This window comes from Acidocella aromatica, from assembly GCF_014201825.1.
GTDB classification, from domain to species: Bacteria; Pseudomonadota; Alphaproteobacteria; order Acetobacterales; family Acetobacteraceae; genus Acidocella; species Acidocella aromatica.
The window spans coordinates 199,095-224,768 of sequence record NZ_JACHFJ010000003.1 but is presented as its reverse complement, the minus strand read 5'-3'; the positions used below and the strand labels follow the sequence as shown (position 1 = coordinate 224,768).

Annotated in this window: 21 protein-coding genes and 1 pseudogene; 6 read left to right on the top strand and 16 right to left on the bottom strand. The window is 65.8% G+C overall.

Translation table 11 applies throughout. The features are described 5' to 3' along the window. The first annotated feature begins 105 nt into the window (after positions 1-105). Genes HNP71_RS05710 through HNP71_RS05685 form a run of 6 tightly spaced genes read left to right on the top strand, consistent with a single transcriptional unit; the run spans position 106 to position 7,129 of the window. The gene (locus tag HNP71_RS05710; protein WP_183265919.1) at positions 106-1,608 is read left to right on the top strand and encodes a TSCPD domain-containing protein; all 1,503 of its coding nucleotides are present in this window, start codon (positions 106-108) and stop codon (positions 1,606-1,608) included. Position 1,609: 1 nt separating this feature from the next. Then, a complete protein-coding gene (locus tag HNP71_RS05705; protein WP_183265918.1) occupies positions 1,610-2,071 on the top strand; it encodes a RidA family protein in 462 nt (153 codons plus the stop codon). 58 nt (positions 2,072-2,129) lie between these two features. Continuing rightward, on the top strand, positions 2,130-4,004 hold the full coding sequence (locus HNP71_RS05700; RefSeq protein WP_183265917.1) for a polysaccharide biosynthesis protein: 1,875 nt from the start codon (positions 2,130-2,132) through the stop codon (positions 4,002-4,004). A 10-nt stretch (positions 4,005-4,014) separates the two neighbouring features. Next, the gene (locus tag HNP71_RS05695) at positions 4,015-5,163 is read left to right on the top strand and encodes a DegT/DnrJ/EryC1/StrS family aminotransferase (protein WP_183265916.1); all 1,149 of its coding nucleotides are present in this window, start codon (positions 4,015-4,017) and stop codon (positions 5,161-5,163) included. 3 nt (positions 5,164-5,166) lie between these two features. Continuing rightward, the gene (pip, locus tag HNP71_RS05690) at positions 5,167-6,117 is read left to right on the top strand and encodes a prolyl aminopeptidase (protein WP_183265915.1); all 951 of its coding nucleotides are present in this window, start codon (positions 5,167-5,169) and stop codon (positions 6,115-6,117) included. Positions 6,118-6,163: 46 nt separating this feature from the next. Next, positions 6,164-7,129, top strand: coding sequence for a TAXI family TRAP transporter solute-binding subunit (locus tag HNP71_RS05685; protein WP_183265914.1), 966 nt, complete (start codon positions 6,164-6,166; stop codon positions 7,127-7,129). A 140-nt stretch (positions 7,130-7,269) separates the two neighbouring features. Here the strand turns inward: HNP71_RS05685 and HNP71_RS05680 are convergent. From HNP71_RS05680 to nuoF, 16 genes and pseudogenes are all read right to left on the bottom strand, one after another. Then, positions 7,270-7,731, bottom strand: a pseudogene (locus HNP71_RS05680) (ABC transporter ATP-binding protein); the annotation flags it as partial. A gap of 61 nt (positions 7,732-7,792) precedes the next feature. Then, positions 7,793-9,043 carry a lipoprotein-releasing ABC transporter permease subunit gene (locus tag HNP71_RS05675; RefSeq protein WP_183265912.1) on the bottom strand — a complete coding sequence of 417 codons (1,251 nt, stop codon included), beginning with the start codon at positions 9,041-9,043 and terminating at the stop codon, positions 7,793-7,795. Then, the gene (proS, locus tag HNP71_RS05670; RefSeq protein WP_183265911.1) at positions 9,043-10,335 is read right to left on the bottom strand and encodes a proline--tRNA ligase; all 1,293 of its coding nucleotides are present in this window, start codon (positions 10,333-10,335) and stop codon (positions 9,043-9,045) included. The genes HNP71_RS05675 and proS overlap by 1 nt, the downstream gene beginning before the upstream one ends. A 9-nt stretch (positions 10,336-10,344) precedes the next feature. Beyond that, positions 10,345-11,487: an acyltransferase family protein gene (locus HNP71_RS05665; protein ID WP_183265910.1), complete on the bottom strand. Its 1,143-nt coding sequence runs from the start codon at positions 11,485-11,487 to the stop codon at positions 10,345-10,347. A gap of 247 nt (positions 11,488-11,734) precedes the next feature. Further along, positions 11,735-13,333, bottom strand: a complete 1,599-nt coding sequence (locus HNP71_RS05660; protein ID WP_246344102.1) for a ribonuclease J — start codon at positions 13,331-13,333, stop codon at positions 11,735-11,737. 124 nt (positions 13,334-13,457) lie between these two features. Beyond that, entirely contained in the window at positions 13,458-14,267 is an 810-nt protein-coding gene (locus HNP71_RS05655; RefSeq protein ID WP_183265908.1) for a type III pantothenate kinase, read from the bottom strand. Positions 14,268-14,283: 16 nt separating this feature from the next. Then, on the bottom strand, positions 14,284-14,997 hold the full coding sequence (locus tag HNP71_RS05650; protein WP_183265907.1) for a biotin--[acetyl-CoA-carboxylase] ligase: 714 nt from the start codon (positions 14,995-14,997) through the stop codon (positions 14,284-14,286). Beyond that, on the bottom strand, positions 14,994-16,412 hold the full coding sequence (nuoN, locus tag HNP71_RS05645) for an NADH-quinone oxidoreductase subunit NuoN (protein ID WP_183265906.1): 1,419 nt from the start codon (positions 16,410-16,412) through the stop codon (positions 14,994-14,996). The genes HNP71_RS05650 and nuoN overlap by 4 nt, the downstream gene beginning before the upstream one ends. Beyond that, positions 16,409-17,929 (bottom strand): NADH-quinone oxidoreductase subunit M, encoded by a 1,521-nt coding sequence (locus HNP71_RS05640; RefSeq protein ID WP_183265905.1) that lies wholly within the window; start codon positions 17,927-17,929, stop codon positions 16,409-16,411. The genes nuoN and HNP71_RS05640 overlap by 4 nt, the downstream gene beginning before the upstream one ends. 3 nt (positions 17,930-17,932) lie before the next feature. Further along, a complete protein-coding gene (gene nuoL, locus HNP71_RS05635; protein ID WP_183265904.1) occupies positions 17,933-19,843 on the bottom strand; it encodes an NADH-quinone oxidoreductase subunit L in 1,911 nt (636 codons plus the stop codon). 1 nt (position 19,844) lies between these two features. Continuing rightward, positions 19,845-20,153: an NADH-quinone oxidoreductase subunit NuoK gene (gene nuoK, locus HNP71_RS05630; protein WP_183265903.1), complete on the bottom strand. Its 309-nt coding sequence runs from the start codon at positions 20,151-20,153 to the stop codon at positions 19,845-19,847. Between the two features lies 1 nt (position 20,154). Next, positions 20,155-20,790, bottom strand: coding sequence for an NADH-quinone oxidoreductase subunit J (locus HNP71_RS05625; RefSeq protein ID WP_183265902.1), 636 nt, complete (start codon positions 20,788-20,790; stop codon positions 20,155-20,157). A 7-nt stretch (positions 20,791-20,797) separates the two neighbouring features. Further along, entirely contained in the window at positions 20,798-21,286 is a 489-nt protein-coding gene (nuoI, locus tag HNP71_RS05620) for an NADH-quinone oxidoreductase subunit NuoI (protein ID WP_183265901.1), read from the bottom strand. A 9-nt stretch (positions 21,287-21,295) separates the two neighbouring features. After that, the gene (gene nuoH, locus HNP71_RS05615; RefSeq protein WP_183265900.1) at positions 21,296-22,324 is read right to left on the bottom strand and encodes an NADH-quinone oxidoreductase subunit NuoH; all 1,029 of its coding nucleotides are present in this window, start codon (positions 22,322-22,324) and stop codon (positions 21,296-21,298) included. After that, a complete protein-coding gene (gene nuoG / locus HNP71_RS05610) occupies positions 22,321-24,375 on the bottom strand; it encodes an NADH-quinone oxidoreductase subunit NuoG (RefSeq protein ID WP_183265899.1) in 2,055 nt (684 codons plus the stop codon). The genes nuoH and nuoG overlap by 4 nt, the downstream gene beginning before the upstream one ends. Positions 24,376-24,378: 3 nt before the next feature. Continuing rightward, positions 24,379-25,674 carry an NADH-quinone oxidoreductase subunit NuoF gene (gene nuoF / locus HNP71_RS05605; protein ID WP_183265898.1) on the bottom strand — a complete coding sequence of 432 codons (1,296 nt, stop codon included), beginning with the start codon at positions 25,672-25,674 and terminating at the stop codon, positions 24,379-24,381.

Here is a 25,674-nt window from a genome sequence, read left to right as displayed (position 1 = left end):
TTGCAGCAAACGCGGGAAAAGCTATCCACAGGATTTTGTGGTGAGCGCCGTTTTTGACCACAATATGCACTTTAACTGAGGCCCGGCTCGGCATAATGTCGGGTCATGGCACAGATCAAAGCGGAAAAACCCTGGCATGGCATCAAGCAGGCCGCGTTCGCGGCGGCCGCTGACCCTGACTCCCCGCAAGTGAGCGTGAAGCTGCCGGCCTCCTGGGGCCAGGCGGCGGCGGACGCGCTGGCGGCCATCTTGCCCGAGGCGCGGCGCATCGACATCGCCGAGGCCGCGCGGGGCTGGATCGCCCCGGTTGCGGCGCGCGCCATTGCGGCGGGCCTCTCCGAGACGATCGGCGACGAGCTGCACGCCCTGCTGGCAATGCGGCGCGGTGCGCCCAGCGCCGATATCTGGCGCAACCGCCCCAGCACCGCCCCCGGCTTTACCTTTAATATTGCCGCCTATCTCGCCGAGGGCGCGCTCGACCTCGGCACCCTGGCCGCCGATACGCGCCTTGCCGTGACGGCGCTCACTCTGGCGGCCCCCGGCGCGCATCGTCTGGCCATCGGCTTCACCGATCTCAACTTGCTCCTCACCCGCCTCGGGCTGGATTACGGTAGCCAGGCGGCACGCGACACGGCGGTGGCACTCACCGCCTTCATCGGCGCGCATGCGCATATCGCCTCCGCCGCCCTGCGCCCCCAGAGCCCTACTTTGGGCTACGCCTTCATGGCGCCCACCCTGCCCGAACATACCGCTGTACCTGGGCTGCCAGCCGCCGCCCAGGCCGCCCTGGAAGACGCGGCCAAGGCTGGCACCACGCGCCATGAGGCGCTGCTGGGCTTTGCCGCCGAACCGGCGGTGGAAGCTCTGCTCGGCGCGGAAGTCTGCAACTTCGCCCCGGCCCTCTCGCCGGTGAACGAAGAGGGCCAGCTAACCCTGTGGGCGCAGGAGAGCCTCGCGGCGCGCGGGCTGAATCCGGCCACCGCCCTGGCCCGCCAACTCTCCGGCGAAACCCTGTTCCCCGCCCCGCGCGCGGGCGCGCATCTGGCCATGCATGACGCCCTGGCTCCGCTGGTTGCCTCCATGCCCGCCCGCCCCGCGCAGCCCATGCAGGCGCGCCAGCCCAGCACACGCCAGCCCTTGCCCTCGCGCCGCAGCGGCTACACGCAGAAGGTCAGCGTCGGTGGGCATAAGCTGTTCCTCTCCACCGGCGAGTATGAGAATGGCCGGATCGGAGAGATCTTCGTTGCCCTGCATAAGGAGGGTTCGGCCTTCCGCGGGTTGATGGACGCCTTCGCCATCGCGGTGAGCATCGGCCTGCAGCATGGCGTGGGGCTGGAGGATTATGTCGAGGCTTTCACCTTCACCCGCTTCGGGCCGGCCGGCGTGGTCGAGGGCGACCCGGCCGTGACCGCCGCCACCTCGATGCTGGACTATGTGTTCCGTAATCTGGCGGTGAATTATCTCGGGCGTACCAACCTCGCTCCGGCCACCCTTGAATCCGCCGACACTGTGGGCGAAGGTGCCGCCGAGCGCGCGCCGCTGCTGCCGCTCGACCTGCCCGACCCCGCGCCGCGCGAACGGCGCAAGGCCCTCAAACTGGTGAGCTAACATGACCGCACTGCAACGCCTGGCCGATCTCGGCATCACCCTGCCCACCCCGATGCCGCCCGTGGCCACCTATGTACCCGTGAGCATCACGGGGGATCTGGTCGTCGTCAGTGGCCAGCTTCCGGCGGTGGACGGCAAGGTCGCCGTCACCGGCAAGCTCGGGGCTGGCGTGTCCCTGGAAGAAGGCCAGCACGCCGCGCGGCTTTGCCTCATCAACGTGCTCGCCCAGCTCAATGCCGCCCTGCCGGGTGGCCTCGCCAGCATCAAAAAGGTGGTGCGCCTGGGCGGGTTCATCGCCGCCACGCCGGATTTCATCCAGCATGCGGTGGTGATGAACGGTGCTTCCGACCTCGCCGTGGCCGTGTTCGGCGATGCCGGGCGGCATGCGCGCTCCACCATCGGCGTGCCCTCCCTGCCGCTGGATGCGGCGGTCGAGGTCGAGGGAATGTTTTCTCTCGTTTAATCTTTTAACGTAACGGGCTTGTGGATTTCGCCATGGCCCGGACGCTATAAACCTTAACATGAGCTGGCCCCGTTCACCTCTGCCCGGCCGCATGGCGGTGAATATCGCGCTCGACGGGGGGCTGGCGGCGCTTGCCGTCACCGCCAGCTTCTGGCTGGCCAACCCGCAAGCCCCTTGGGCTTGGCCGCATTTCTTTCCGCTCGCCGGGGCGTGGGCGATCTGGCTGATCGGCATCCCCTTCGGCCTCTGGCGCCTGCGCTGGCGCTTCGTCTCCTTCCGCGATCTCGCGATGCTCGCCGCCGCCGGCATCGTCACCGCGCTGATGCTGGCACTGCTGATGACCGGCGCCGGGCTGCCCCTGCCCTCGCCCGCCTTTCCCGCCATATTGGCGCTGGTGCTGGCCGCCTGCCTCACCGCCCCCAAATTCTGCTACCGTCTGCTGCGCGAACCCAGCGCCGGGCATAACGCCACCACGCAGCAGGCTATTCTTGTCGGCACCCCGGAAACAGCCGAGCTGTTTCTCGCCGCGCATGCGCAGAACCCGGCCAAGCCCTATTGCGTGGCCGGACTGCTCGCCCTCTCGTCCAAGCATGTGGGGCAGCGCCTGCATGGGCTGGACATTGTTGGCGCGGCTGACAATGCCGCCGCCGCGTTGGCACGGCAAAAGCCGGATCTGCTGATCATCACCACGCCGGATCTGGGTGGCACGCGGTTGCAAGCTCTGCTGGCGGCGGCGGCGCGGCATGGCACGCGGGTAATGCGCGCCCCTTGCCTCACACATCTGGCCCCTGCTGAGCAGCAGTCGGAACTCCGCCCCATCGCGCTGGAGGACCTGCTCAACCGCCAGCCGGTGCGCCTCGACCGCGCGGGCATGACCAAGCTGATCACCGGGCAGCGCGTGCTGGTGACCGGGGCGGGCGGGAGCATCGGCGCGGAGCTGGTGCGCCAGCTCGCCGCCCTTTCCCCCGCCGAGCTGCTGCTGCTGGACAACAACGAATTCGCCCTCTGGCGCATCGAGCTGGAACTCTCCGAGCTGCACCCTGCGCTTCCGCGCCGCATCGTCATCGCCGATATACGAGACGAGCCCCGCATCCGCGCCGTTATGCGGGAGTTCCGCCCGGCCCTGGTGTTCCACGCCGCCGCGCTGAAGCACGTGCCGATGGTGGAGGCCAACAAGCTGGAAGGCCTGCGCACCAACGCGCTCGGCACGCGCATCGTGGCCGATGCGGCTTCGGCCAGCGGCACCGGGCTGATGGTGCTGATCTCCACCGACAAGGCGGTGAATCCCAGCTCGGTGATGGGTGCCTCCAAGCGCCTGGCCGAGATGTACGCCCAGGCGCTGGACGTCGCCGCCCGCCATGCCGGGGCGGGGATGCGCTGCGTGACCGTGCGCTTCGGCAATGTGCTGGGCTCCACCGGCTCCGTGGTGCCACTGTTCCGCCACCAGCTCGCCCAGGGTGGGCCGCTCACCGTCACCCACCCCGATATGCACCGCTATTTCATGACCGTGCGCGAAGCCGTGGGGCTGGTGTTGCAGGCGTCCGTCTCGGGCAGCGGCGCCGAGGCCATCCCCGATGGCGGCATTTTCATGCTCGACATGGGCGAGCCCGTGCGCATCGTGGACCTCGCCCGCAACATGATCCGCCTGGCCGGTCTGCGGCCGGACGAGGATATCAAGATCGCCTTCACCGGCATGCGCCCGGGCGAGAAACTATTCGAGGAGCTGTTCCACGGCCATGAGCAGCCGGTCCCCAGCGGGCATGAGGGGCTGCTCATGGTCACCCCGCGCACGGCGGAGCTGAGGGCGATGAGCGCCGCGATGGACGAGCTTGCCGCCGCCCCGGACGATGCCCGCGCCATGGCGGTGGTCGAGGCGCTGGTACCGGAATTTTTACCGCCCGCCGGTCTCGCCGTTTCCGCCGCCGCGGAGTAACACGGGAGCCATGGACGCCGTGACCCTTCCGCCGATTCCCTTCCTCGACCTCAAGGCCCAGCAGGCCCGGCTCGGCCCAGGACTACGCCAGAGGCTGGATAAGGTGCTGGCTCATGGCCAGTTCATCCTGGGACCGGAGGTAACCGAGCTGGAGGGCAAACTCGCCGCCTTCTGCGGCGCCAAGCATTGCGTGACCGTGAGTTCCGGCACAGATGCCCTGCAAATCGCCCTGATGGCCGAGGGCATCGGCCGGGGTAATGCCGTATTCCTCCCCGCCTTCACCTACACCGCCACCGCCGAGGTGCCGCTGCTACTCGGCGCCACCCCGGTCTTCGTGGATGTCGATCCCCGTACCTTCCAGATCGACCTCGCCAGCCTGCGCACGCGCATCGCCCAGGTGAAGCAGGCCGGAAAGCTGAAGCCCCGCGCCATTATCGGCGTGGATCTGTTCGGCCAGCCCGCTGATTGGGCCGGTATCCGCGCCATTGCCGCCGAGGAAGAGCTGTTCACCCTGGATGACTGCGCCCAGAGCTTCGGCGCGGCGCAGGATGGCGACCGGCTCGGCAAGGCGGCGGACGCCACGGCCACCAGCTTCTTCCCCTCCAAGCCGCTCGGCGCCTATGGCGATGGCGGCGCGCTGTTCACCGAATCCGACGAGCGCGCGGCACTCTACCGCTCGCTGCGCACCCATGGCGAGGGCACAACACGCTACGAAGTGCTGCGCATCGGCATGAACGGGCGGTTGGACACCATGCAGGCCGCCGTGCTGCTGGCCAAGCTGGAGGTGTTCGAGGGCGAAATCGCCCGGCGCGAGGAAATCTCTCGCATCTACGATGCCGAACTCGCCGGCGTGGTGGAAACCCCCGCCCGCGTGCCGGGTGCCCAAAGCGCCTGGGCCGTGTACTCCGTGCTGCTGCGCGACACCGCACAGCGCGAGGCCGCCCGCGCCGCGTTGCAGGCCGCCAATGTCGGCAACGCCGTGTACTACCCGCGCGCTTTGCACCAGCAGCCCGCCTATGCCGCCTGCCATGACGGCGCTGCTCTGCCCGTGGCCGAGAGCCTGGGCGGGCGCATCCTGGCCCTGCCCATCCACCCGGACCTGACCGACGACCAAGCCCTGCGCACCGCCGCCACGCTGCGCGAAGCCGTAACGGCCTGAGCCATGCCGCGCGGCGATTTGTTCCCGGATATCGTCCCGTTCGAGACCGGCTATCTCTCGCTGGATAACGGCCACACCATGTATTGGGAGCAATCCGGCAACCCGCAGGGCAAACCGGCGCTGTTCCTGCATGGCGGGCCGGGGGCCGGGGCCGGGGCGGTGCATCGGCGCTTCTTCGACCCGCGCTTCTGGCGCATTATCATCTTCGACCAGCGCGGTGCCGGGCGCTCCCGCCCCCTTGCCGGGCTCACCGCCAACACCACGCCAGATCTCGTTGCCGATATCGAGCTGCTGCGCCAATTCCTGGCCATCGACCGCTGGCTGCTCTTCGGCGGTTCCTGGGGCTCCACACTGGCGCTGGCTTACGCCCAGGCCCACCCCGAGCGCGTGCTGGGCGCGGTGCTGCGCGGTATCTTCCTGGGCCGTGCCCCCGAGGTGGAGTGGTTCCTCTACGGGCTGCAACGCGTCTTCCCCGACGCCCATGCCGCCTTCGCCAGCTTCCTGCCCGAGGATGAGCGCCACGACCTCCTGGCCGGTTACTTCAAGCGCCTGACCGACCCGGACCCGGCGATACACAGCCCGGCGGCTCAGGCCTGGAGCATGTATGAAGGCTCCTGCTCCACGCTGCTGCCGAGCTTCGACGCTGTGGCCGCCTATGCGCAGGATCGTTCCGCCATCGGGCTGGCACGCATCGAGGCACATTATTTCCAGCACGGGTTGTTCCTGCCCGAGGGCGGGCTGCTCGCGCATATGCACCGGCTCCAGGACATCCCGGCCGAGATCATCCAGGGTCGCTACGACATGATCTGCCCGGCGCAATCGGCCTTCGAGCTGGCGGCGAGCTGGGCCGGATCGCGTCTCACCATCGTGCCCGATGCCGGGCATTCCGCGCTGGAGACTGGCGTGCGCCTCGCGCTCATCGCCGCTGTGGAGCGGTGCCGCGCCTTGACATGACCCACACGGAGGCGCTGATCTGCCGCCTCCAGGTCGGAGAAAAATTGTGAGCCTGTGCCGCCGGAATCTGTTGCGCCTCGGCCTCGCGCTGCCGGCGATGCCAGCCTTTGCCGATACCCCCGCGCTCTTGATGGGTACCGGTGCGCCGGGGGGCGACTATGCTGTTTACGGCCCGGCCTGGGGCCAGTTTGCCGCCGCACAAGCGGGCGTCAGCATCGCCTACCGTGTTACGGGCGGGTCCTCCGCGAATATTTTGCTGATCGAGGAAGGTACGGCCGAGTTGGGGCTGACGACGGTGGCCATCGCCAACCAGGCGCGCTCGGGCACCGGAAGCTGGACCGCAGGGGTGAAGTTCCGCGCCTTCCGCGCGCTGTTCCCCATGTTCCCCTCTGTGCTGCAGATCGTCTCCCCGGCCAATACGGGCATCACCTCACTCGACGCCCTGGCCGGACAGGCGATCGGCATCGGCCCCGAAGGCAGCAGTGCCGCCAACAGCGTGGCGCAGATCCTCGGCAGTGTCGGCGTGCAGCCCAAGGCCATGGTGACAGGAGGCTATATCAGGCAGCTCCATGACATGCTTGCCGGGCAACTTGCGGCCTGTGCCTTCATCGGCGCACCGCCCTTGCCCGCCATCGCCCGGGCGGCGATGACGCATAATCTCTCGCTCATCGGCTTTTCCGCCCCCGAGGCCGAGCAGGTGGCCCGCGTACTGCCCGGCATGAGCCCTATGGTGCTGAAAGCGGGGCTGTTCCCCGGCCAGCGTGTGGGCGTTGGCAGCGTGGGTACGGTGAATATCGCCATCGGCGCCGCCAGCCTGTCGAAGGATCTGGCGCAGGCCGTCACCCAGGCCGCGCTGGACCATGTGGGGCAACTCGCCGCCGCCATCGGCACGGCGCCGCATCCCTGCCCGGTGAGCAGCGTCACCGATGTGGGCATCACCTTCCACCCTGGTGCCGCCATCGCCCTGCGCCGCGCGGGGTTCGACGTGCCGGATAAGTTCGTCGAGGCTTAAACCAGCCCGCCGTCGCGCAGCGTTACCTGCCGGTCCATGCGCGCGGCCAGATCCGGGTTATGCGTGGCGATCAGCGCCGCCACATTCTCCGACCGCACCACATGCAGCAGTTCCTCGAACACGATATTGGCGGTGGCGACATCGAGATTGCCCGTCGGCTCGTCGGCCAGCAGCAGCGCGGGGCTGTTGGCCAGCGCACGGGCGATGGCCACGCGCTGCTTCTCGCCGCCCGAAAGCTTGCCCGGCGGATGCGCGGCACGGGCTGCCAAGCCAAATTTCTCCAGCAGCTCCATGGAGCGCTTATTGGCCGCCGCCTCCGGCACGCCGGCGATCATCTGCGGGATGGAGATGTTCTCCAAAGCCGTGAATTCCGCCAGCAGGTGGTGAAACTGATAGACGAAACCGACCTTACGCAGGCGGATGGCGGTGCGCGCGTCGTCGGACAGCGCCCCGGCATCCACGCCATCGATGAGCACCCGCCCGCCATCGGGTTTTTCCAGCAGCCCGGCGAGGTGCAGCAGGGTGGATTTACCCGAACCCGAGGGCGCGACCAGGGCGACGATCTCGCCCCGGTTCACGGAGAGTTCCGCGCCGTCGAGCACGGTGAGCGCCTCGCTGTCGGTCTTGTAGGTGCGCTGGATGGCTTCCAGCCGGAGCAGAACATTACTCACTGCGCAGCGTCTCCACCGGGTCGATATGCGAGGCCCGCCAGCTCGGGTAGATGGTGGCGAGCAATGAGAGCAGCAGGGACATGACCAGCACCTCGGTCACCTGGTGCCAGTCCAGCTTCGCCGGCAGGGCTTCCAGGTAATAGATCGTCGGATCGAACAGCTTCACCCCCAGCAGGCGCTGCACGAACTGGCGGATCTGGTCGATATAGGCGCAGAAGGTGACGCCCAGCCCAAAACCGATGAGCGTACCAAGCACGCCGACCGAGGCGCCGCACATCAGGAAGATGCGCATCACAGCACCCGAGCTGGCCCCCATGGTGCGCAGAATGGCGATGTCCCGCGCCTTGTCCTTCACCATCATGATCAAGGACGAGATGACGTTGAACGCCGCGACCAGGATGATCAGCGTCAGGATCAGGAACATCACATTCCCCTCCACCGTCACGGCGGCGAGGAAGGAGTCGTTGTTCTGCCGCCAGTCCTGCACGTTAAGCGTCTGCGTTGGGAACGCCGCCGCGATGGCCTGCTTGATGGCGTCGTCATGGTCCGGGTCGGTGACGAAGACCTGAATCTGCGTGGCCGTGTTGGGCTGCTGGAACAGCGTCTGCGCAGCCCCCAGAGGCAGGAACACAAAGCTCGAATCGTATTGCTGCATCCCGGTCTGGAAGATCGCCACCACCCGGAAAGACTGGATGGAGGGGATGGTGCCGATGACCGTGGCCTTGCCCTGAGGCAGGATCAGCGTGATCTGCGAACCGACCGACAGCCCGAACTGGCTGGCGAGGCTGCCGCCGATGGCGATGGTGTCGCTGCCGGTCAGGTCGTCGAGGCTGCCGGCGACGACATGCTTCGAGACGGTCGGAAGCTGCTTCAGCCCATCGGGCGTGATGCCGCGGGCGATACCGCCCGCCGCCCCGCCCTGCGGGCCGGAGAGCAGCACCTCGCCCTGCACGATGGGGAACGCGCCGGTGACACCCTTGATGCCGCGGATCGTCCCGGCCATGGCGTCGTACTCGGTGAGCGGGGCACCGGCGCCATACACGCCAATATCGCCGTTCAGGCCCAGGATCTGCGAGAGCAGCTCCTGGCGGAAGCCGTTCATCACGCTCATCACGATGATCAGCGTGGCCACACCCAGCGCAATGCCGATGAGCGAGAAGATGGCGATGATGGAGACGAACCGCTCCCCACGCCGGGCGCGCAGGTAGCGCGCCGCGATCTTGCGCTCGAACGCGTTGAACACTAGCCGCGCACCTTGGCGAGCGCCTCTTCAACCGGCAGCTCGAAACGCTCGCCCGTGGCGCGGCGCTTCAGCTCCACGATCCCGGCGGCAGCCCCGCGCGGGCCGACGATCATCTGCCACGGATGGCCCATCAGATCGGCCTCGGCGAATTTCTGCCCGGCGCGCTCCTCGCGGTCGTCATACAGCGCGTCCGCGCCCAGGGCGGCGTAGAGCTTCTCGCAGAGCGCGTCGGTGGTCGCATCACCCTGGCGCAGATTGAGGATGGCGGCCTTGAAGGGGGCGATGGCGTCGGGCCAGATGATGCCCGCCTCGTCGTGCCGCGCCTCGATGATCGCGCCGACCAAGCGGGAGATGCCGATGCCGTAGGAGCCCATCTCGGGGTAGAATTTCTGCCCGTCCGGCCCGGTGACGGCGAAATCCATCGCCTGGGAGTATTTGGTGCCGAAATAGAAGATCTGCCCGACCTCAATGCCACGCCCCTCGCGGCGGCGCTCGGCGGGGATGGTATCCCACACGGCGGTGTCGTGCTTCTCGTCGGTGGCGGCGTAGATCGTCGTCATCCGCTCATAGAAGGCATCGACGTCGGTGGCGTCCATGGCGTCGCCCGTCTCGAAGGCGGCGTCGTAGAACACGCCGGACTCGCCGGTAGGGGCCAAGATGTGGAATTCATGGGAGAGATCGCCACCGATCTGCCCGGTATCGGCGCGCATGGGGATGGCGGTGATGCCGATGCGCTGGAAGGTGCGCATATAGGCGAGCATCATGGTGCGGTAGGCACGCACCGCGCCCTCGTAGTCCAAATCGAAGGAATAGGCGTCCTTCATCAGGAACTCGCGGCCGCGCAGCACGCCGAAGCGGGGGCGCACCTCATCGCGGAACTTCCACTGGATGTGGTAGGGCCATTGCGGCAGGTCGCGGTAGCTCTTGATGTTGTCCCGCACGATGGCGGTGATCATCTCCTCGTTGGTCGGGCCGTAGAGCAGCTCGCGGTCGTGGCGGTCGGTGATGCGCAGCATCTCCTTGCCATAGGCGTCGTAGCGACCGGATTCGCGCCAGAGATCGGCGCTCTGGATCGTCGGCATCAGCACTTCCTGCGCGCCCGCGCGGTCCTGCTCCTCGCGCACGATCTGCGCGATCTTGTTCAGCACCTTATAGCCGGTGGGCAGCCAAGCGTAGATGCCCGAGGCCATCTGCCGGATCATGCCCGCGCGCAGCATCAGGCGGTGCGAGGCGATCTGCGCCTCTGCGGGGGTTTCCTTGAGGGTGGGAATCAGGCTGCGGGAGAGGCGCATTGCGGACCTTCAGGCGTTCAGTTTGAGAGTGACAGGCTCGGTATCGGAGGCCCTGGCCGCCAGCCACTTGTCGGCGGCGCGGCGGCAGGGGGTTTCCACGGCGGTATAAAGCAGAATCGCCAGGACAAAAGTGCCAACCACCATGCCAGAGGCGAAAAGCGCGGCGTGATCAGCGGGCGTCCACCCGGCGCGGCGGAAGAACTGGCAGAGCACCAGCTCGGGGATCGAGAAACTCATGTAAAAGGAGTAGGAAATCAGCCCCAGCCAGCGCAGCGCCGGGCGGTTGCCCAGCATCGGCGGCCAGCCGGTATCGGCTTGCATAAGAAAGGCGAACAGTACCGCCCACAGCCCCACCACGGTGATCAGGTCCACGCCCATCGCCGCGCCGCCCAGGGTGAAGGCGCCGCCACCATACAGGCAGAGCCGCCGCATCCAGGCTTCATCGGCGCAGAGATAAACAAACCGCGCCGAGGCCACGCCCGTGACGAACTCGGGGATGAACCGGAACAGCCCCCAGGCGTAGGTGAGGTTAAGGCTGTAATCGTTCATGATGAACACCGTGCCCATCACGGTAAAGCCGATCACCGCCACCTGTACCGCCACGATGGCGGGGCAATAGGTCAGCGCGAGCCAGAGCAGCGGGAATAGAAGATATCCCGCCCATTCCGTGCTGATCGACCAGCTCGGGTAATTCCACGCCCCTTGCACCGTCCCACCCCAGCCCTGCACCAGCAACAGGTTCTGCGCCAGCGAGGACAAGCCAAACCGCGAAGGATCGCGCGGCGCCCAGCCCAGCGCCATGCCGGAGAGCACCAGCCCGCCCAGTATGGCGATGGTGGCGAGATGCACCGGATACAGCCGGGCAAAACGCTTGCCCCAGAAGGCGAGCACGGCGGCGCGGGCGGGCGGCTTGAACTGCGGGGTACGCGTGTCCTTGTCCTGATTGGCGAGGTCCGGGTGCACCCGCGCCAGGATCAGGCCCGAGAGAATGAAGAAGCCATCCACCCCGAGATAACCACGGCGGATGATGTCCGCGAACGGGCCGAGCCAGGCGGAAAAATTGAGGTACAGGTCTATGTGATAGACGAACACCCACCCCGCGAAGACGGCGCGGCAGATCGTCAGATCGGTAATTTCCTGCTTCGCGGTCATCGGCGGGATCGTCCTAACCAAATAGAAAGAAGCCCGCCAGCCCTAAGAGGGCGGCGGGCCAAGTTCAGGGAGGAAACGCCAGTCACACGGCAGGATGAAGAACCGAACCTCATCCCTGAGACACATAATGCACTGCACAAAACCTCAGCGTCCAGCAAAAAGCCAAGGAATTTAGTATAAATTTTAACCTTTCAGGCAAAATTCGCATGTTTTTTGTGCCGCGTGACGTTCGCTTTCCATTTTTTGCTCAGATATTGTCCAGACGAAGAATATGCACCTCCACCAGAGGACGCTTGCCCAGGCGCTTGCCGGTGATCCGGCGCAGGGAGGCACGGGCGGCGTCGGTAAAGGCGGCATCGTCGTTGCGCAGCCCCTTTGGCAGGTCGTTCAGCTCCTCCAGGAACTCCGCCTCATAGGCCAAACGGGTCTTGCCATCAGCCTCATCCAGCAGGCCCGGGCCGGAGATGCGCGGCGTGCCGACGACGCGCCCACGCCCGTCCACCGCGAAGCTGCCCATGACCACGCCGTTGAACAACATGCGACGGCGCGCGGCCAGCACGCTGCCCTTCAGCGGCAGAATGCGGTCGCCATCCACCACCAGCCGCCCGGTGGGTACGGAATCCACAATCCGCGGCGCACCGGGGGCGAATTGCAGCACGTCGCCATTCTCCACCAGCACGGAGGGAATACCCTCATGCTGGGCCAGCCCCGCCTGGGTGGAGAGATGCCGCCACTCGCCATGGGTGGGGATGATGTATTTTGGGCGGATCAGCGCGTAGAGGCGCTTCAGCTCCTCCTGCGCCGGATGGCCGGAGACATGGGTAAACTCGTCGTCATCGGTGATGATGTTCGCCCCACGCCGGGTCAGGGCATCGCGTACCTTGCGCACCGCCAGCTCATTGCCAGGGATGACGCGGGAGGAAAAAATCACCGTATCGCCTTCGCCCAGTACGGCATAGCGGTGCGCATCGTGCGCAATTCGCGAGAGCGCCGAGCGCGGCTCGCCCTGGCTGCCGGTGACCAGCAGCAGCAGGTTCTCGTCGGGGATGGAGCCGATCTCCTCCTCCGGCACGAAATCTGGCAGGTCCTGTAGGTAGCCCGCCTCCTGCGCCGCGGCGAGATAAGTGTGCAAGCTGCGTCCAACCAGCGCGATATGCCGCCCCGCCGCCTCGCCGGCCGCGATGATGCTGGAAAGCCGCGCAATATTGCTGGCGAAGCAGGTCACGGCCACCCGCCCGGGCAGGTCCATGATCAGCGCTTCCAAGCTGGTCTTCACATCCTGCTCTGAGCCGGAATGCCCCTCCACCGTGGCATTGGTGGAGTCGGAGACCATGGCCAGCACGCCGGCATCGCCCAGGGCGCGCAGCGCGGCTTCGTCGGTGGCCGGGCCAACCACCGGGTTGGGGTCGAGCTTCCAGTCGCCCGTGTGCAGCACCGTGCCGTAGGACGTGGTGATGGCCAGGGCCTGCGCCTCGGGTGTGGAATGGGTGAAGCCATAATAGCGCAGCGAGAACGGGCCGCGCTGGAACGACCCGCCGCAGGGCACGATGTTGAGCTTCACCTCGCGGCCGATACCGGCCTCGGCCAGCTTGCGCTTGAGCACGGCGGCGGCGAACGGCGTGGCATAGACCGGGCAGCGCAGCTGCGGCCACAGCCGGGCGATGCCGCCGATATGGTCTTCATGCGCGTGCGTCACCACAAGGCCAAGCAGCGCGTCACGCTGTTCCGCGATAAAGGCGGGGTCGGGCAACAGGATCTCGGCCTCGGGCGTTTCCGGCCCGGTGAACCCCATGCCGCAATCCACCGCCAGCCAAGCGCCGTCGCAGCCATAGAGGTTGAAATTCATGCCGATTTCACCCGTGCCGCCAAGTGGCACGAAAATGAAAGCGCCTTCCGCGTCACCCCCGCTAGGTGGCTGGGGTTTGCGGGCGGATTTTGCCATCAGATGCTCAACTCCTGGTTTTCGTCTGTCAGTCGTGGTCCATAAACCTTGCGCGGTCTCGCGGCAAAGCCGGGGCTGGGTTGCGTTCCGAGAGCAGGCGCAGCCCGTCGAGCGTGAGGTCCGGGGCGATAGCCATGAAACGGCTCGTCCCCTCGGCAAAGAGTGGTGCCAGCCCACCCGTGGCGATGGCCTTCAGCGTCTCTCCATACTCAACCTCGATGCGCGAGAGCAGCCCCTCGACCAGCCCGATATAGCCCCAATAGATGCCCGATTGCATGGCGGGCACGGTATCGCGCCCGATGACGGAGTGGGGCCTGCCAATGCCGATGCGCGGCAGCCGCGCCGCCGCTTGGTGCAGCGCCTCGATGGAGAGGTTGATGCCGGGCGAGATGGCGCCACCGAGATAGGCGCCGTCCTTGTCCACCACATCGAAGGTCGTGGCGGTGCCGAAATCGACCACCACCAGCGGGCCGCGATAGTAATGATGCGCCGCCAGAGCGTTGAGCAGACGGTCGGCGCCCACGCCCTCGGGGTTGTCGGTCTTGATCTGGAAGCCCCAGTTCAGCGGGGCGCGGGCGATCAGCGGCTCCACGTTGAACCATTCGCGGCAGAGGCGGCGCAAATGATACAGCGCCGCCGGCACCACGGTGCCGATCACTGCACGGTCGATCTTCTCCGGCTTAACGCCAATGCGGATGAGCAAAGCTTGCAGCCAAACGCCGTATTCGTCGGAGGTACGCTGCGCCGAGGTCGCCAGCCGCCAGGTGCCGCGCCATTCCAACCCGTCATGCACGGCGAATACGATATTGGTATTGCCCGCATCGATCACCAGAAGCATCGCTCTCCGCCCCTTTTTATGCCTGCCCGAGCAGGACTTCGCCTGTGTTGACGGTGTCGATACGATTTTTGCTGCACAACAGCAATTCACCGGCAGGGGAGAGTCCGGCGAACGTGCCTTCCAGAAGTTGCCCACCGGATTGGATGCGCATGGGGGTGCCGACGGGGTGGGCGCGCGCCAGCCAAGCGGCGCGGATATCGGCGGCGGGAGCTTCCTGCCACGCACCAAGGCGGGCCAGTAACCCTTCCGCCATTTGCTGTGCCGTCAAGCTTACGCCGTGCGCGGCGAGCGAGGTGGTGCGTCGCCCGGCGATCTCGGGTGCTGTACGTAGATTCATCCCAATGCCAATCGCCAGCCAATCCATCCGGTTGGCGGCGGGGGCGGCGTCGATCAGGATACCAGCAAGCTTGGCATCGCCGATCAGCACATCATTAGGCCATTTCAGGCTGGTGGGGGGCGCGAAGAACTGCTCCAGCGCCTCGGCCACGGCGATGCCGGTGAGCAGGGCGAACATCCCAGCCTCGGCCAGAGGCCGGGCGGGACGCAGCAGCACGGAAAGATTGAGATTGCCCTCGGGCGCCTGCCAGGAGCGGCCTCGCGAGCCGCGTCCGGCAGTCTGTTTCAGGGCCAGGATTGCCAGCCCCTCAGGCTCCCCTGCCCGCGCCCGTTCGGCGCAGGCATCGGCGGTGGAGCCTAGTTCGTCAAAAACCTCAAGCCGCCAGGGGATCAACCCATCAGAGCCTTTGCCGCGGCATCAGCCGCGCTGAGCAGCGGCGCCGGGAGGAAGACGAACAGCGCGGTCACCGCGGCGCCGAGCGCCATGATGAAGTTCACACCCTTGGCGGAGGGGTCGAAATTCGGCGCACCGGCATCAAAATACATCACCTTGATCACGCGCAGATAGTAGAAGGCGTTGATCACACTGGTGACGATACCGATGATGGCCAGCGTAGTGAGCCCCGCATTGAAGGCGGCGGCAAACACGTACAGCTTACCGAAAAAGCCCGAAAGCGGTGGGATGCCCGCCATGGCCCACATGAACACGGCGAGCGCGAAGGCGAAGCCAGGACGCTGCCCGGCGAGTCCCGCGAGGTCGGAGATCTTCTCCACCGCCTGGCCCTGACGGCGCATGGCGATGATGCAGGCGAAGGCACCGAAGGACATCACCACATAGATGGCGATATAGACCAGCGTAGCCTGGATGCCCGCCTCGGTGCCCGCGGCGAGGCCCATGAGCGCGTAGCCCATATGGCCGATGGAGGAGTAGGCCATCAGGCGCTTGATGTTGGTCTGCGAGATGGCGGCGAGACCGCCCAGCGCCATGGAAATGACGGCGAGGATCTCGATGATCGCCTGCCATTGCGGCAGCAGGTGGCCGAACGGACCGGTCATCACCGAGAGGAACAGCGCCATGGCCGCGGCCTTAGGCGCGGTGCCAAAGAGCGCGGTGACGGAAGTCGGCGCGCCCTCGTACACATCCGGCGTCCACATATGGAACGGCGCGGCGGAGATCTTGAACGCCAAACCGACCAGCACGAACACCAAGCCGATCACGGTGCCCGCACCAGCAGTGCCGGTGAGCAACGCGGCCAGAGCGGTGAAGTTGGTGGTACCGGTGAAGCCGTAAACCAGCGAGATGCCATAGACCAGCAGGCCGGAGGCCAGCGCTCCGAGCACGAAGTATTTCAGGCCAGCCTCGGTGGAGCGCAGCGAGTCGCGCGCCAGGGCCGCGGCAATGTAGAGCGCCAGGGATTGCAGCTCGAACCCGACATAGAGCGTCATCAGGTCGTTGGCGGAGATCATCACCACCATGCCGAGCACCGCGAAGAGCACCAGGATCGGGTATTCGAAACGGGCAATGCCCTCTTTGCTGTTATAGTCGAAGGCCAGCACCAGCGCGGCGGCGGCGGAGACGTAAACGATACCGTCGGCAAAGCGGGTGAACAAAGTGGTCTTCAGCAACCCGCCAAAGAGCAACGCATCCGGCGCGGAGCAGGACGCCCAGGCGGCCGCGAGCAGCAGGACGATGGACCCCGCCGTGCTGAACGTCGCGCATTCACGCTTGGCCAGCACGCCGATGAGCAGCAGCGCCATGCCGCCAACGCCTAGAAGCAGGGCGGGAAGAACGGGGAGCAAGGAGGTCATTTCTGCGTCACCATGGCCAGGGCCGAGTGGGGGGAAAGGGCCGCGGTATGCGCCTGCACGAGCGAGGCCACCGAGGCGTCGAACATATGGGTGAAGCTGGTGGGGTACACGCCCAGCCACAGCACCAGCGCGGCCAGGGGCAGCAGCATGGCGTATTCACCCAGCTTCAGGTCGGCGATATGGGCGAGCCCGGGGTGGCTGAACTTGTCGAACAGCACGGCGCGTACCATCACCAGCATATAGGCGCAGCCCAGAACCATGCCGGCGGCCCCCAGCACCGAGACCCAGAAATTCACCTTCATGGCGCCGACGATGACCAAAATCTCGCCGATGAAGCCGGAGGTGCCGGGCAGGCCCATATTGGCCAGGGTGAAGAGCATCAGCAGCGCGGCATAGGCCGGCATGCGCGCGGCCAGACCGCCCAGGCGCGAGAGGGCCAGCCCCTCGCCACGGGAGAGGATCACACCGGCGCAGACGAACAGGCCCGCGATGACCACACCATGCGAGAGCATCTGGAACAGCGCGCCTTCGATGCCTTCGACCGTGAAGGTGAAGATGCCGATGATGATGACGCCCATATGCGCGACGGAGGAGTAGGCGATCAGCCGCTTCATGTCGGTCTGCGCCAGGGCGACCAGCGAGATGTAGATGACCGCGACCACGCCCAGGGCGAACATCAGCGGTGCTGCGGCGGCGCTGGCGGAGGGGAGCATCGGCACCGCGAAGCGCAGGAAGCCATAAGCGCCCATCTTGGAGAGCACGGCGGCCAGCATGATGGTGCCGGGGATCGGAGCTTCGCCGTAAGCATCCGGTAGCCAAGTATGCAGCGGCCACACCGCGGCCTTCACGCCGAAGGAGGCGAGGAAGGCGGCAAAGATCCAGATCTGCGCCTGGGCCGGAATGGCGGTGTGCAGCAGGGTGACGATATCGGTGGTGCCGGCATCGTGCCACAGCCAGACCAGGGCCAGCAGCATGAACAGCGAGCCCGCCAAGGTGAAGAGGAAGAACTTCACCGCCGCGTAGATGCGCTTCTCACCGCCCCAGACGCCGATGATCAGGTACATCGGCAGCAGCACGGCCTCGAAGAAGACGTAGAACAGCAGGAAGTCCGTCGCCGCGAACATGCCGGTCGTCATCGTCTCCAGCAGCAGCAGGGCCGCGAAGAAGGAGCGCGCGCGCTTGGTAATGGAGGCGCTGGCCAGAATGGCGATCGGCGTGAGCGCCAACGTCAGCAGGACAAGGAACAGGCTGATGCCGTCCACGCCCAAGCTGTACTTGATGTTGAGGCCTGGGAACCAAGCCACGCTCTCGACGAACTGGTAGCCCGCCTGGGTGGGGTCGAACTTCGTCCAGAGATCGACGCCCAGAGCGAGCGTGAGCAGCGAGATGGCCAGCGCCGCATGGCGCGCCTGCCTTGCAACGGCCACCTCATCGCCCCGGAGCAAGGCGAGATACGCCACGCCCAGCAGGGGGAGATAAGTGATGACCGAAAGGATGGGAAAACCTGCGACGTTCATGGTTTACCGGACCCACAGAAAGAGGCTGAGGAAGCCAAGCAGGCCAATCAGCATGACAAAGGCATACAGGGCGATCGAACCGGTTTGCAGCTTGACCGTCTGTGTCGAGGCGTCGGAAGTGAGGGCGGCGAGGCCGTTGGGCACGCCGTCGATCACCTGCTCGTCGCCGAAGCGCCAGGCGAACTTGGCCAAGCGCAAAGCCGGGCGGACGAAGAGCCAGTCATACAGCTCGTCGAAATACCATTTGTTCAGCAGGAAGCGGTACAGCCAGCCGAAATTCTGCGCCAGCGCGGCGGGAATGGCGGGGGCCACCATGTAGAACAGGAAGGCGACCGCGAAGCCGACGATGCCGATGACAAGCGGCGCGGTGGCGGCCCAGCTGGGGATGCTCTCGAGCATGCCCATTGGGGAGTTCGCCGTGACGTCGATGCTTGAACCCCAGAAGTGGATGTAATTGCCGCCGATGAAGTCGTTCTTCAGCAGGTAACCAGCCCCCACCGCACCGGCCGACAGGCCGATCAGCGGCACCAGCATCACCAGCGGGCTCTCATGCACATGCTCCTGCACATGCTTGGGCGCGCGGGATGTGCCGTGGAAGGTCAGCAGGAACAAGCGGGCGATGTAGAAGGCGGTGAGGCCCGCGGTGAACACGCCCAGATACCAGCCATACATCGCGATCGGCGTATGGGCGGCGAAGGCGGCGCTCAGGATCGCGTCCTTCGAGTAGTACCCGGCGAAAGGCGGGATACCGGCCAGCGCCAGCGAGCCGATGAGCATCATCAGCCAAGTAACCGGCAGCTTGCGGGCAATGCCCCCCATCAGGCGGATATCCTGCTCGTCGGACATCGCGTGAATGACCGAACCGGCGGACAAGAACAGCAGCGCCTTGAAGAAGGCGTGGTCGATCAGGTGGAACATCGCCACCGGATAAGCGCCCAGGCCCACGGCCAGGAACATGTAGCCGAGCTGCGAGCAGGTGGAGTAGGCGATGATGCGCTTGATGTCGTTCTGCACGCAGCCTACGGTGCCCGCGAAGAACGCCGTGGTGGCGCCGACAACGGTGATCAGCTCCAGCGTGCCGGGGGCGGCGTCCATCAGCGGGGACATGCGCACAATCATGAACACACCGGCCGCGACCATGGTGGCGGCGTGGATGAGCGCGGAGATCGGCGTCGGGCCTTCCATCGCGTCCGGCAGCCAAGTGTGCAGCAGCAGCTGGGCGGACTTGCCCATCGCGCCGATGAATAGCAGCACGGCGATGACTTCCAGCACCGGGAAAGTGGTGCCGAACAGCGTGTAGCCCTGCCCCGCATGGGCGGAGACTGCTGCGAAGATGCCGTCGAAGGAAATGGTGCCGAAAACCACGTAGATCAGCGCGATGCCGGCGGCGAAGGCGAGATCGCCCACGCGGTTGACGATGAAGGCCTTGATCGCCGCGGCGTTGGCCGCGTCGCGGTCGTACCAGTAATTGATCAGCAAATAGGAGACGAGGCCCACGCCCTCCCAGCCGAAGAAGAGCTGGAGCAAGTTGTTCGCCGTCACCAGCATCAGCATGGCGAAGGTAAACAGCGACATATAGGCGAAGAAGCGCGGGGCGTTCTCGTCATGCGCCATGTAGCCGATGCTGTAGACATGGATCAGCATGGAGATGACGCTGACCATCGCCACCATGGCGAGGCTCAGCTCGTCCTGGCGGATCGCCCAGTCGGGGTTGAAACCGCCAACGGAGATCCAGTCGGCAAGGTGCAGGGGCGCCTGCACGCCGCCCAGCTGGGCCAGCACGCCGGCAACGGCGCAGACCAGCATGAAGGCGATGCTGCCACCGATGGCAGCATGGCGACCAATGAAGGGGCGAGCCACGCCCGCGATGAGCGAGCCGACGAGCGGGGCGAAAATGGCGATCTGCGTGTACATATCAACCCCTCATCGTGGTCACGTCCTCGACCTCGATCGAGCCGCGATTACGGAAGTAGATGACGAGAATGGCGAGGCCGATGGCGGATTCCGCCGCCGCGACCGTGAGAACGAACATGGTGAAGACCTGGCCCACCATGTCGTGCAGCGCGCCAGAGAAGGCGACGAAGTTGATGTTGGCCGCCAGCAGAACCAGCTCGATCGACATCATGATAACGATGATGTTCTTGCGGTTCATGAAGATGCCGAACACGCCGATAACCAGCAGCAGCGCGGCAACCACGAGAAAGTGCGACAAGGGCACCGGCATGTCAGAGTGTCTCCTTCTCTTGCGCGGGCAGCGGCGCACCGGCGCCGAGCGCGGGGCGCGTCAGCACCAGCGTGTCTTGCGGCTTGCGGGCGTGCTGCATGGCAAGGTTCTGGCGCAGGGCGCGCTTGCGGTCGCGGTGGGTGAGCACGATGGCGCCAATCATGGCCACCAGCAGCACGATGCCGGAGAGCTGGAACAGCGGCAGATAGGCCGTGTAGATCAGGCTGCCCAGAGCGGCGGCGTTGGTCAAGTTATCCGGCGTGGGATACAGCCGGGCGGCGGTAGCGCCTGCCAGCACGTTCCAGCCGGAAACAACCAGGAACAGCTCGCCGAACAGCACCAGACCGACCAACGCGCCCACTGGGGCGTAACGCTGGAAGCCTTCCTTCAGCGCGGCGAAGTCCACATCGAGCATCATCACCACGAAGAGGAACAGCACCGCGACGGCGCCGACATAAACAATGGCCAGGATGAAGGCCAGGAACTCCGCCCCCGCAAGCAGGAACAGCACCGCGGCGTTGACGAAGGCCAGGATCAGGAACAGCACCGCATGCACGGGGTTGCGGGCGGTCACCACCATCACCGCCGAAGCCAGCAGGATGAGGGAGAAAAGGTAAAACGCGAGGTTCACGATCATGACTGGATCACCGGTAGGGGGCGTCGAGTTCGAGCCGCTTGGCGATTTCCGCTTCCCAGCGGTCACCGTTATCCAGCAGCTTGGCCTTGTTGTAGAGCAACTCCTCGCGCGTTTCGGTGGCGAACTCGAAGTTCGGCCCCTCGACGATGGCGTCCACCGGGCAGGCTTCCTCGCACAGACCGCAATAGATGCACTTGGTCATGTCGATATCGTAGCGCGTGGTGCGGCGCGAGCCGTCCTCACGCGGTTCAGCCTCGATGGTGATCGCCTGGGCGGGGCACACGGCCTCGCACAGCTTGCACGCGATGCAGCGTTCCTCGCCATTCGGGTAGCGGCGCAGCGCGTGCTCACCCTTAAAGCGCGGGCTGATCCGGTTCTTCTCGAACGGATAATTCAGCGTGGCCTTGGGTTTAAACACGTGCCCCAAGGTCAGGGCGAGACCGCTGACGATCTCCGAGAGCACAAGGCCCCATGCCATTCGGCCGAGACGGTTCATTTCACTACCTCAAGCATTGGGCAACCATCCGAAATACTCCAGCACTCCGGCCACCGCGACGAGGTAGACCAGCGTGATCGGCAGAAACACTTTCCAGCCAAGGGCCATCAGCTGGTCGTAGCGCAGGCGCGGCAGCGTGGCGCGCACCCAGACGAAGACGAACAGGCAGATGAGGATCTTGAGCAGGAACCAGAACACGCCGGGGATGAGCGTGAACGGCGCGAAGGGGATCGGCGAGAGCCAGCCACCAAGGAAGAGCAGCGTGGTCATACCGCTGATCAGGATCATGTTGGCGTATTCGCCCAGGAAGAACAGCGCGAAGGACATGGCGCTGTATTCCACGAAGAACCCAGCCACGATTTCCGACTCACCTTCCGCGAGGTCGAACGGCGCGCGGTTGGTCTCGGCGAGGCCCGAAATAAAGAAGATAATGAACAGCGGGAAGAGCGGGATGGCGTACCAGACATGGCGCTGCGCCAGCACGATGTCGTTCAGGTTCAGGCTGCCCGCGCAGACCAGCACGGTGACGATGATGAAGCCCATCGAGACTTCGTAGGACACCATCTGCGCCGCGGAGCGGAGCGCGCCGAGGAAGGCGTATTTGGAGTTAGAGGCCCAACCCGCGATGATGATGCCATACACGCCAAGCGAGGAGATCGCGAACAGGTACAGTATGCCGACATTGATGTTGGCGATGGCCCAGTTGTTGTTCACCGGGATCACCGCCCAGGCGATAAGCGCCAGGCCGAAGGTGAGCATCGGCGCCAGGGTGAACAGGAGCTTGTCCGCCCCCGCAGGCGTGATCGTCTCCTTGAGCAGCATCTTGATCGCGTCGGCGAAGGGCTGGGCCAGACCGAAGGGGCCGACCACGTTGGGGCCCTTACGGAGCTGGATCGCCCCCATCACCTTGCGCTCGAACCAGGTGAGATAGGCAACACCGATCAGCAGGGGCACCAGCAGAGCCAGCGTCTCCAGCAGGGTGAGGATCACGATCCCCAGATCGGTTTGAAAAAACTCGGCGTGAAAAAACGCGCTCATTCCGCGGCCTCCGCTTTAGCGGGGTAATGGGCCGCCACGCAGGCCGCCATTGTCGGGCTTGCGCGGCTGATGACATCGGTCTGGTAATAATTGGCGAAGACCGGGGCGAAAGACTCGGCCGAAACCGCCGACGGGTTACCGGTGGGGGCGCTGGCATCGTTCCCGGCAAGGCGGGTGAAGGCCTGACCAAACACCGGATAGCTGGCCTTCAGATGCTCGCGCAGCTGCTCCAGCGTATCATACGGCAGAGCATGGCCAACATAGGCGCTGATGGCGCGGATGATCGTCCAGTCCTCGCGGGCGTCGCCCGGCGGCAGCACGGCGGCGAAGCCCTGCTGCACGCGACCCTCGGTGTTCACGTAAGTGCCGTGCTTCTCGGTATAGGCCGCACCGGGCAGGATCACATCCGCGCGGGCAGCGCCGGCATCGCCGTGATGGCCCTGGTAGATCACGAAGGTGTCCTTACCGATCGCCTTGGTGTCCAGCTCATCGGCGCCGAGCAGCCAGAGCACGTCCACCCCGCCATTCAGCATGGCCTTTGTGGACTTGCCGTCCTTGCCGGGCAGGAAGCCGAGATCCAGCGCGCCGACGCGGGCGGCGGCGTGGTGCAGAACGTTGAAGCCGTGCCAGTCGGCGCGCAGCGCGTTGTACTGCGCCGCCAACCGCCAGGCGGCCGCCTGCAGCGCCGCGCCATCCGGGCGGGCCAGAACACCGGCACCGAGGATGATCATCGGCTTCTTCGCCGCCTTCAGCACCTCGGCGAAGGGATGCGTGCCATCGGCCAGGGCCTTCAGCGCCTCCGGCCCAGCGCCGATGCGCTCGACCGGATAGGTCAGCTCGCCCGCCTCGCCCACCAAACCAGCGGTGAAGCCGCCAGCCAGCCAGCGCTTGCGGATGCGGGCATTGAGCACCGGGGCCTCGTGGCGCGGATTGCTGCCGATGATCAGCAGCGCATCGGCTTCCTCGACGCCAGCGATGGTGGTGTTGAACAGATAGAAGGCGCGGCGGGAGGCGTCGAACGCGGCACCGTCCTGGCGACAATCCAGATTAGGCGAGCGCAAAGCGGTGAAGAACTCCTTCAGCGCCAGCATGCTCTCGGCATCGCACAGATCGCCCACGATCGCGCCCAGCGTCTCGGGCGCTGTGCCTTTGATGCGGTTGGCGATGGTGGCGAACGCCTCCTCCCAGCTCGCGGCGCGGAGCTTGCCGTTCTCGCGCAGCCAGGGGCGGTCGAGGCGGCGGCGCTTCAGGCCATCCACGGCGAAGCGGGACTTGTCGCCCAGCCACTCCTCGTTCACGTCGTCGTTCAGGCGCGGTAGGATGCGCAGCACCTCGGCGCCCCGGGCATCCACGCGGATGGCGGCGCCTTGTGCATCCAGCACGTCCACGCTGTCGGTCTTGCGCAGCTCCCAGGGGCGCGCGGTGAAGGCGTAGGGCTTGGAGGTCAGCGCGCCAACCGGGCAGAGATCGATGATATTGCCCGACAGCTCGGAGGTCAGGGCCTTCTCGACAAACGTACCGATCTGCGTGTTCTCTCCACGGAAGGTGCCGCCCAGCTCGGCGGTGCCGGCAACCTCGGTGGTGAAGCGCACACAGCGCGTGCAATGGATGCAGCGCGTCATGGTGGTGCGCACCAGCGGGCCCCAATCGGGCTTGGAGACGGCGCGCTTCTGCTCGTCGTAGCGCGAATAATCGCGCCCGTAGCTCACGGCCTCGTCCTGCAAATCGCACTCGCCGCCCTGGTCGCAGATCGGGCAATCCAGCGGGTGGTTGATGAGCAGGAACTCCATCACGCCGCGGCGGCCCTTGCGGACCATCTCGCTATCGGTGTGGACCACCATGCCCTCGGACACCGGCATACCGCAGGAGGCCTGCGGCTTCGGCGGCATCTTCTCGATCTCGACGAGGCACATGCGGCAATTGCCGGCGATGGACAGGCGCTCGTGATAGCAGAAACGGGGGATCTCGATCCCGGCGGCATCGGCCGCCTGGATCACGGTCGAACCGGCGGGGACTTCGACCTGGATACCGTCGATGGTGAGTTTTACCATGGCTTACTCCGCCGCCTGCGCCACGGTCTGCGGCGGCTGATAATCTGTTGCCCGCGCCTCCACCGTGGGGCGGAAAGCGCGCATCAGGCCCTGGATCGGCCAGGAGGAGGCCTCGCCGAAGGCGCAGATCGTGTGACCGGCCACCTGGGTCGTCACCTGCTCCAGCAGGTGGATGTCCGCCAGCGTCGCCTTGTTCTGCACGATGCGGTCCATCTGGCGCATCATCCAGCCGGTGCCCTCGCGGCACGGGGTGCACTGGCCGCAGCTCTCATGCTTGAAGAACTTGGACAGACGCCAGATCGCCTTCACCACGTCCACGGACTTGTCCATGACGATGATGGCGCCGGAGCCCATGCCGGATTTCACCGCCGCGAGGCTATCGAAATCCATGAGCTGCACGTCTGCCATCGCCTTGTTCAGGATCGGCATGGAGGCGCCGCCCGGAATAATGGCCTGGAGATTGTCCCAGCCTCCACGCACGCCACCGGCATGTTTCTCGATCAGATCCTTCAGCGGCACGCCGAGTTCTTCCTCGACATTGCAGGGATTGTTCACATGGCCGGAGATGCAGAAGATCTTGGTGCCCGCGTTCTTCGGGCGGCCAAGCCCCGCGAACCACGCGCCGCCACGGCGCATGATGGTCGCCACGCCCGCGATGGTCTCGACATTGTTCACCGTGGTCGGGCAGCCATACAGGCCCATCGCCGCCGGGAAGGGCGGCTTCATGCGCGGCATGCCCTTCTTGCCTTCGAGGCTTTCCAGCATGGCGGATTCCTCGCCGCAGATATAGGCGCCTGCGCCGCGCTGCAGCACGAGGTCAAAATCCCACCCGCTATTCGCCGCATTCTTGCCCAGAAGCCCTGCTTGATAGGCCTCATCGATCGCGAACTGGAGACGCTGGGCCTCGTTGTAATACTCGCCGCGGATATAGATAAACGCCTTGTGCGCGCCCATGGCGAAGGAGGCGATCAGCGCGCCCTCGATGAGCTTGTGCGGCTCATTGCGGATGATGTCGCGGTCCTTGCAGGTGCCGGGCTCGGATTCGTCGGCATTGATGACGACATAGCTCGGGCGGCCATCGGACTGCTTGGGCATGAAGGACCACTTCATGCCGGTGGGGAAGCCCGCACCGCCACGGCCGCGCATGCCGGAGGCTTTCATCTCCTCGACCAGAGCATCGCGCCCGCGCGCGATGATGTCCGCCGTGCCGTTCCAGTCGCCACGGGCGAGCGCGCCCGCCAGGCGCCAGTCCTGCTGACCGTAGAGGTTCTGATAGATGCGATCGGAATCCTTGAGCAT

Bases quoted from the DNA above. Each gene is read 5' to 3' on its own strand.
- HNP71_RS05695 (WP_183265916.1), top strand. From the start codon at position 4,015: ATGGACGCCGTGACCCTTCCGCCGATTCCCTTCCTCGACCTCAAGGCC.
- nuoK (WP_183265903.1), bottom strand. From the start codon at position 20,153: ATGCCGGTGCCCTTGTCGCACTTTCTCGTGGTTGCCGCGCTGCTGCTG.
- nuoN (WP_183265906.1), bottom strand. From the start codon at position 16,412: ATGACCTCCTTGCTCCCCGTTCTTCCCGCCCTGCTTCTAGGCGTTGGC.
- HNP71_RS05660 (WP_246344102.1), bottom strand. From the start codon at position 13,333: ATGAATTTCAACCTCTATGGCTGCGACGGCGCTTGGCTGGCGGTGGAT.
- nuoL (WP_183265904.1), bottom strand. From the start codon at position 19,843: ATGTACACGCAGATCGCCATTTTCGCCCCGCTCGTCGGCTCGCTCATC.
- HNP71_RS05665 (WP_183265910.1), bottom strand. From the start codon at position 11,487: ATGACCGCGAAGCAGGAAATTACCGATCTGACGATCTGCCGCGCCGTC.
- nuoI (WP_183265901.1), bottom strand. From the start codon at position 21,286: ATGAACCGTCTCGGCCGAATGGCATGGGGCCTTGTGCTCTCGGAGATC.
- proS (WP_183265911.1), bottom strand. From the start codon at position 10,335: ATGCGCCTCTCCCGCAGCCTGATTCCCACCCTCAAGGAAACCCCCGCA.
- HNP71_RS05700 (WP_183265917.1), top strand. From the start codon at position 2,130: ATGAGCTGGCCCCGTTCACCTCTGCCCGGCCGCATGGCGGTGAATATC.
- pip (WP_183265915.1), top strand. From the start codon at position 5,167: ATGCCGCGCGGCGATTTGTTCCCGGATATCGTCCCGTTCGAGACCGGC.
- HNP71_RS05710 (WP_183265919.1), top strand. From the start codon at position 106: ATGGCACAGATCAAAGCGGAAAAACCCTGGCATGGCATCAAGCAGGCC.
- nuoF (WP_183265898.1), bottom strand. From the start codon at position 25,674: ATGCTCAAGGATTCCGATCGCATCTATCAGAACCTCTACGGTCAGCAG.
- nuoH (WP_183265900.1), bottom strand. From the start codon at position 22,324: ATGAGCGCGTTTTTTCACGCCGAGTTTTTTCAAACCGATCTGGGGATC.
- HNP71_RS05625 (WP_183265902.1), bottom strand. From the start codon at position 20,790: ATGATCGTGAACCTCGCGTTTTACCTTTTCTCCCTCATCCTGCTGGCT.
- HNP71_RS05640 (WP_183265905.1), bottom strand. From the start codon at position 17,929: ATGAACGTCGCAGGTTTTCCCATCCTTTCGGTCATCACTTATCTCCCC.
- HNP71_RS05655 (WP_183265908.1), bottom strand. From the start codon at position 14,267: ATGCTTCTGGTGATCGATGCGGGCAATACCAATATCGTATTCGCCGTG.
- nuoG (WP_183265899.1), bottom strand. From the start codon at position 24,375: ATGGTAAAACTCACCATCGACGGTATCCAGGTCGAAGTCCCCGCCGGT.
- HNP71_RS05705 (WP_183265918.1), top strand. From the start codon at position 1,610: ATGACCGCACTGCAACGCCTGGCCGATCTCGGCATCACCCTGCCCACC.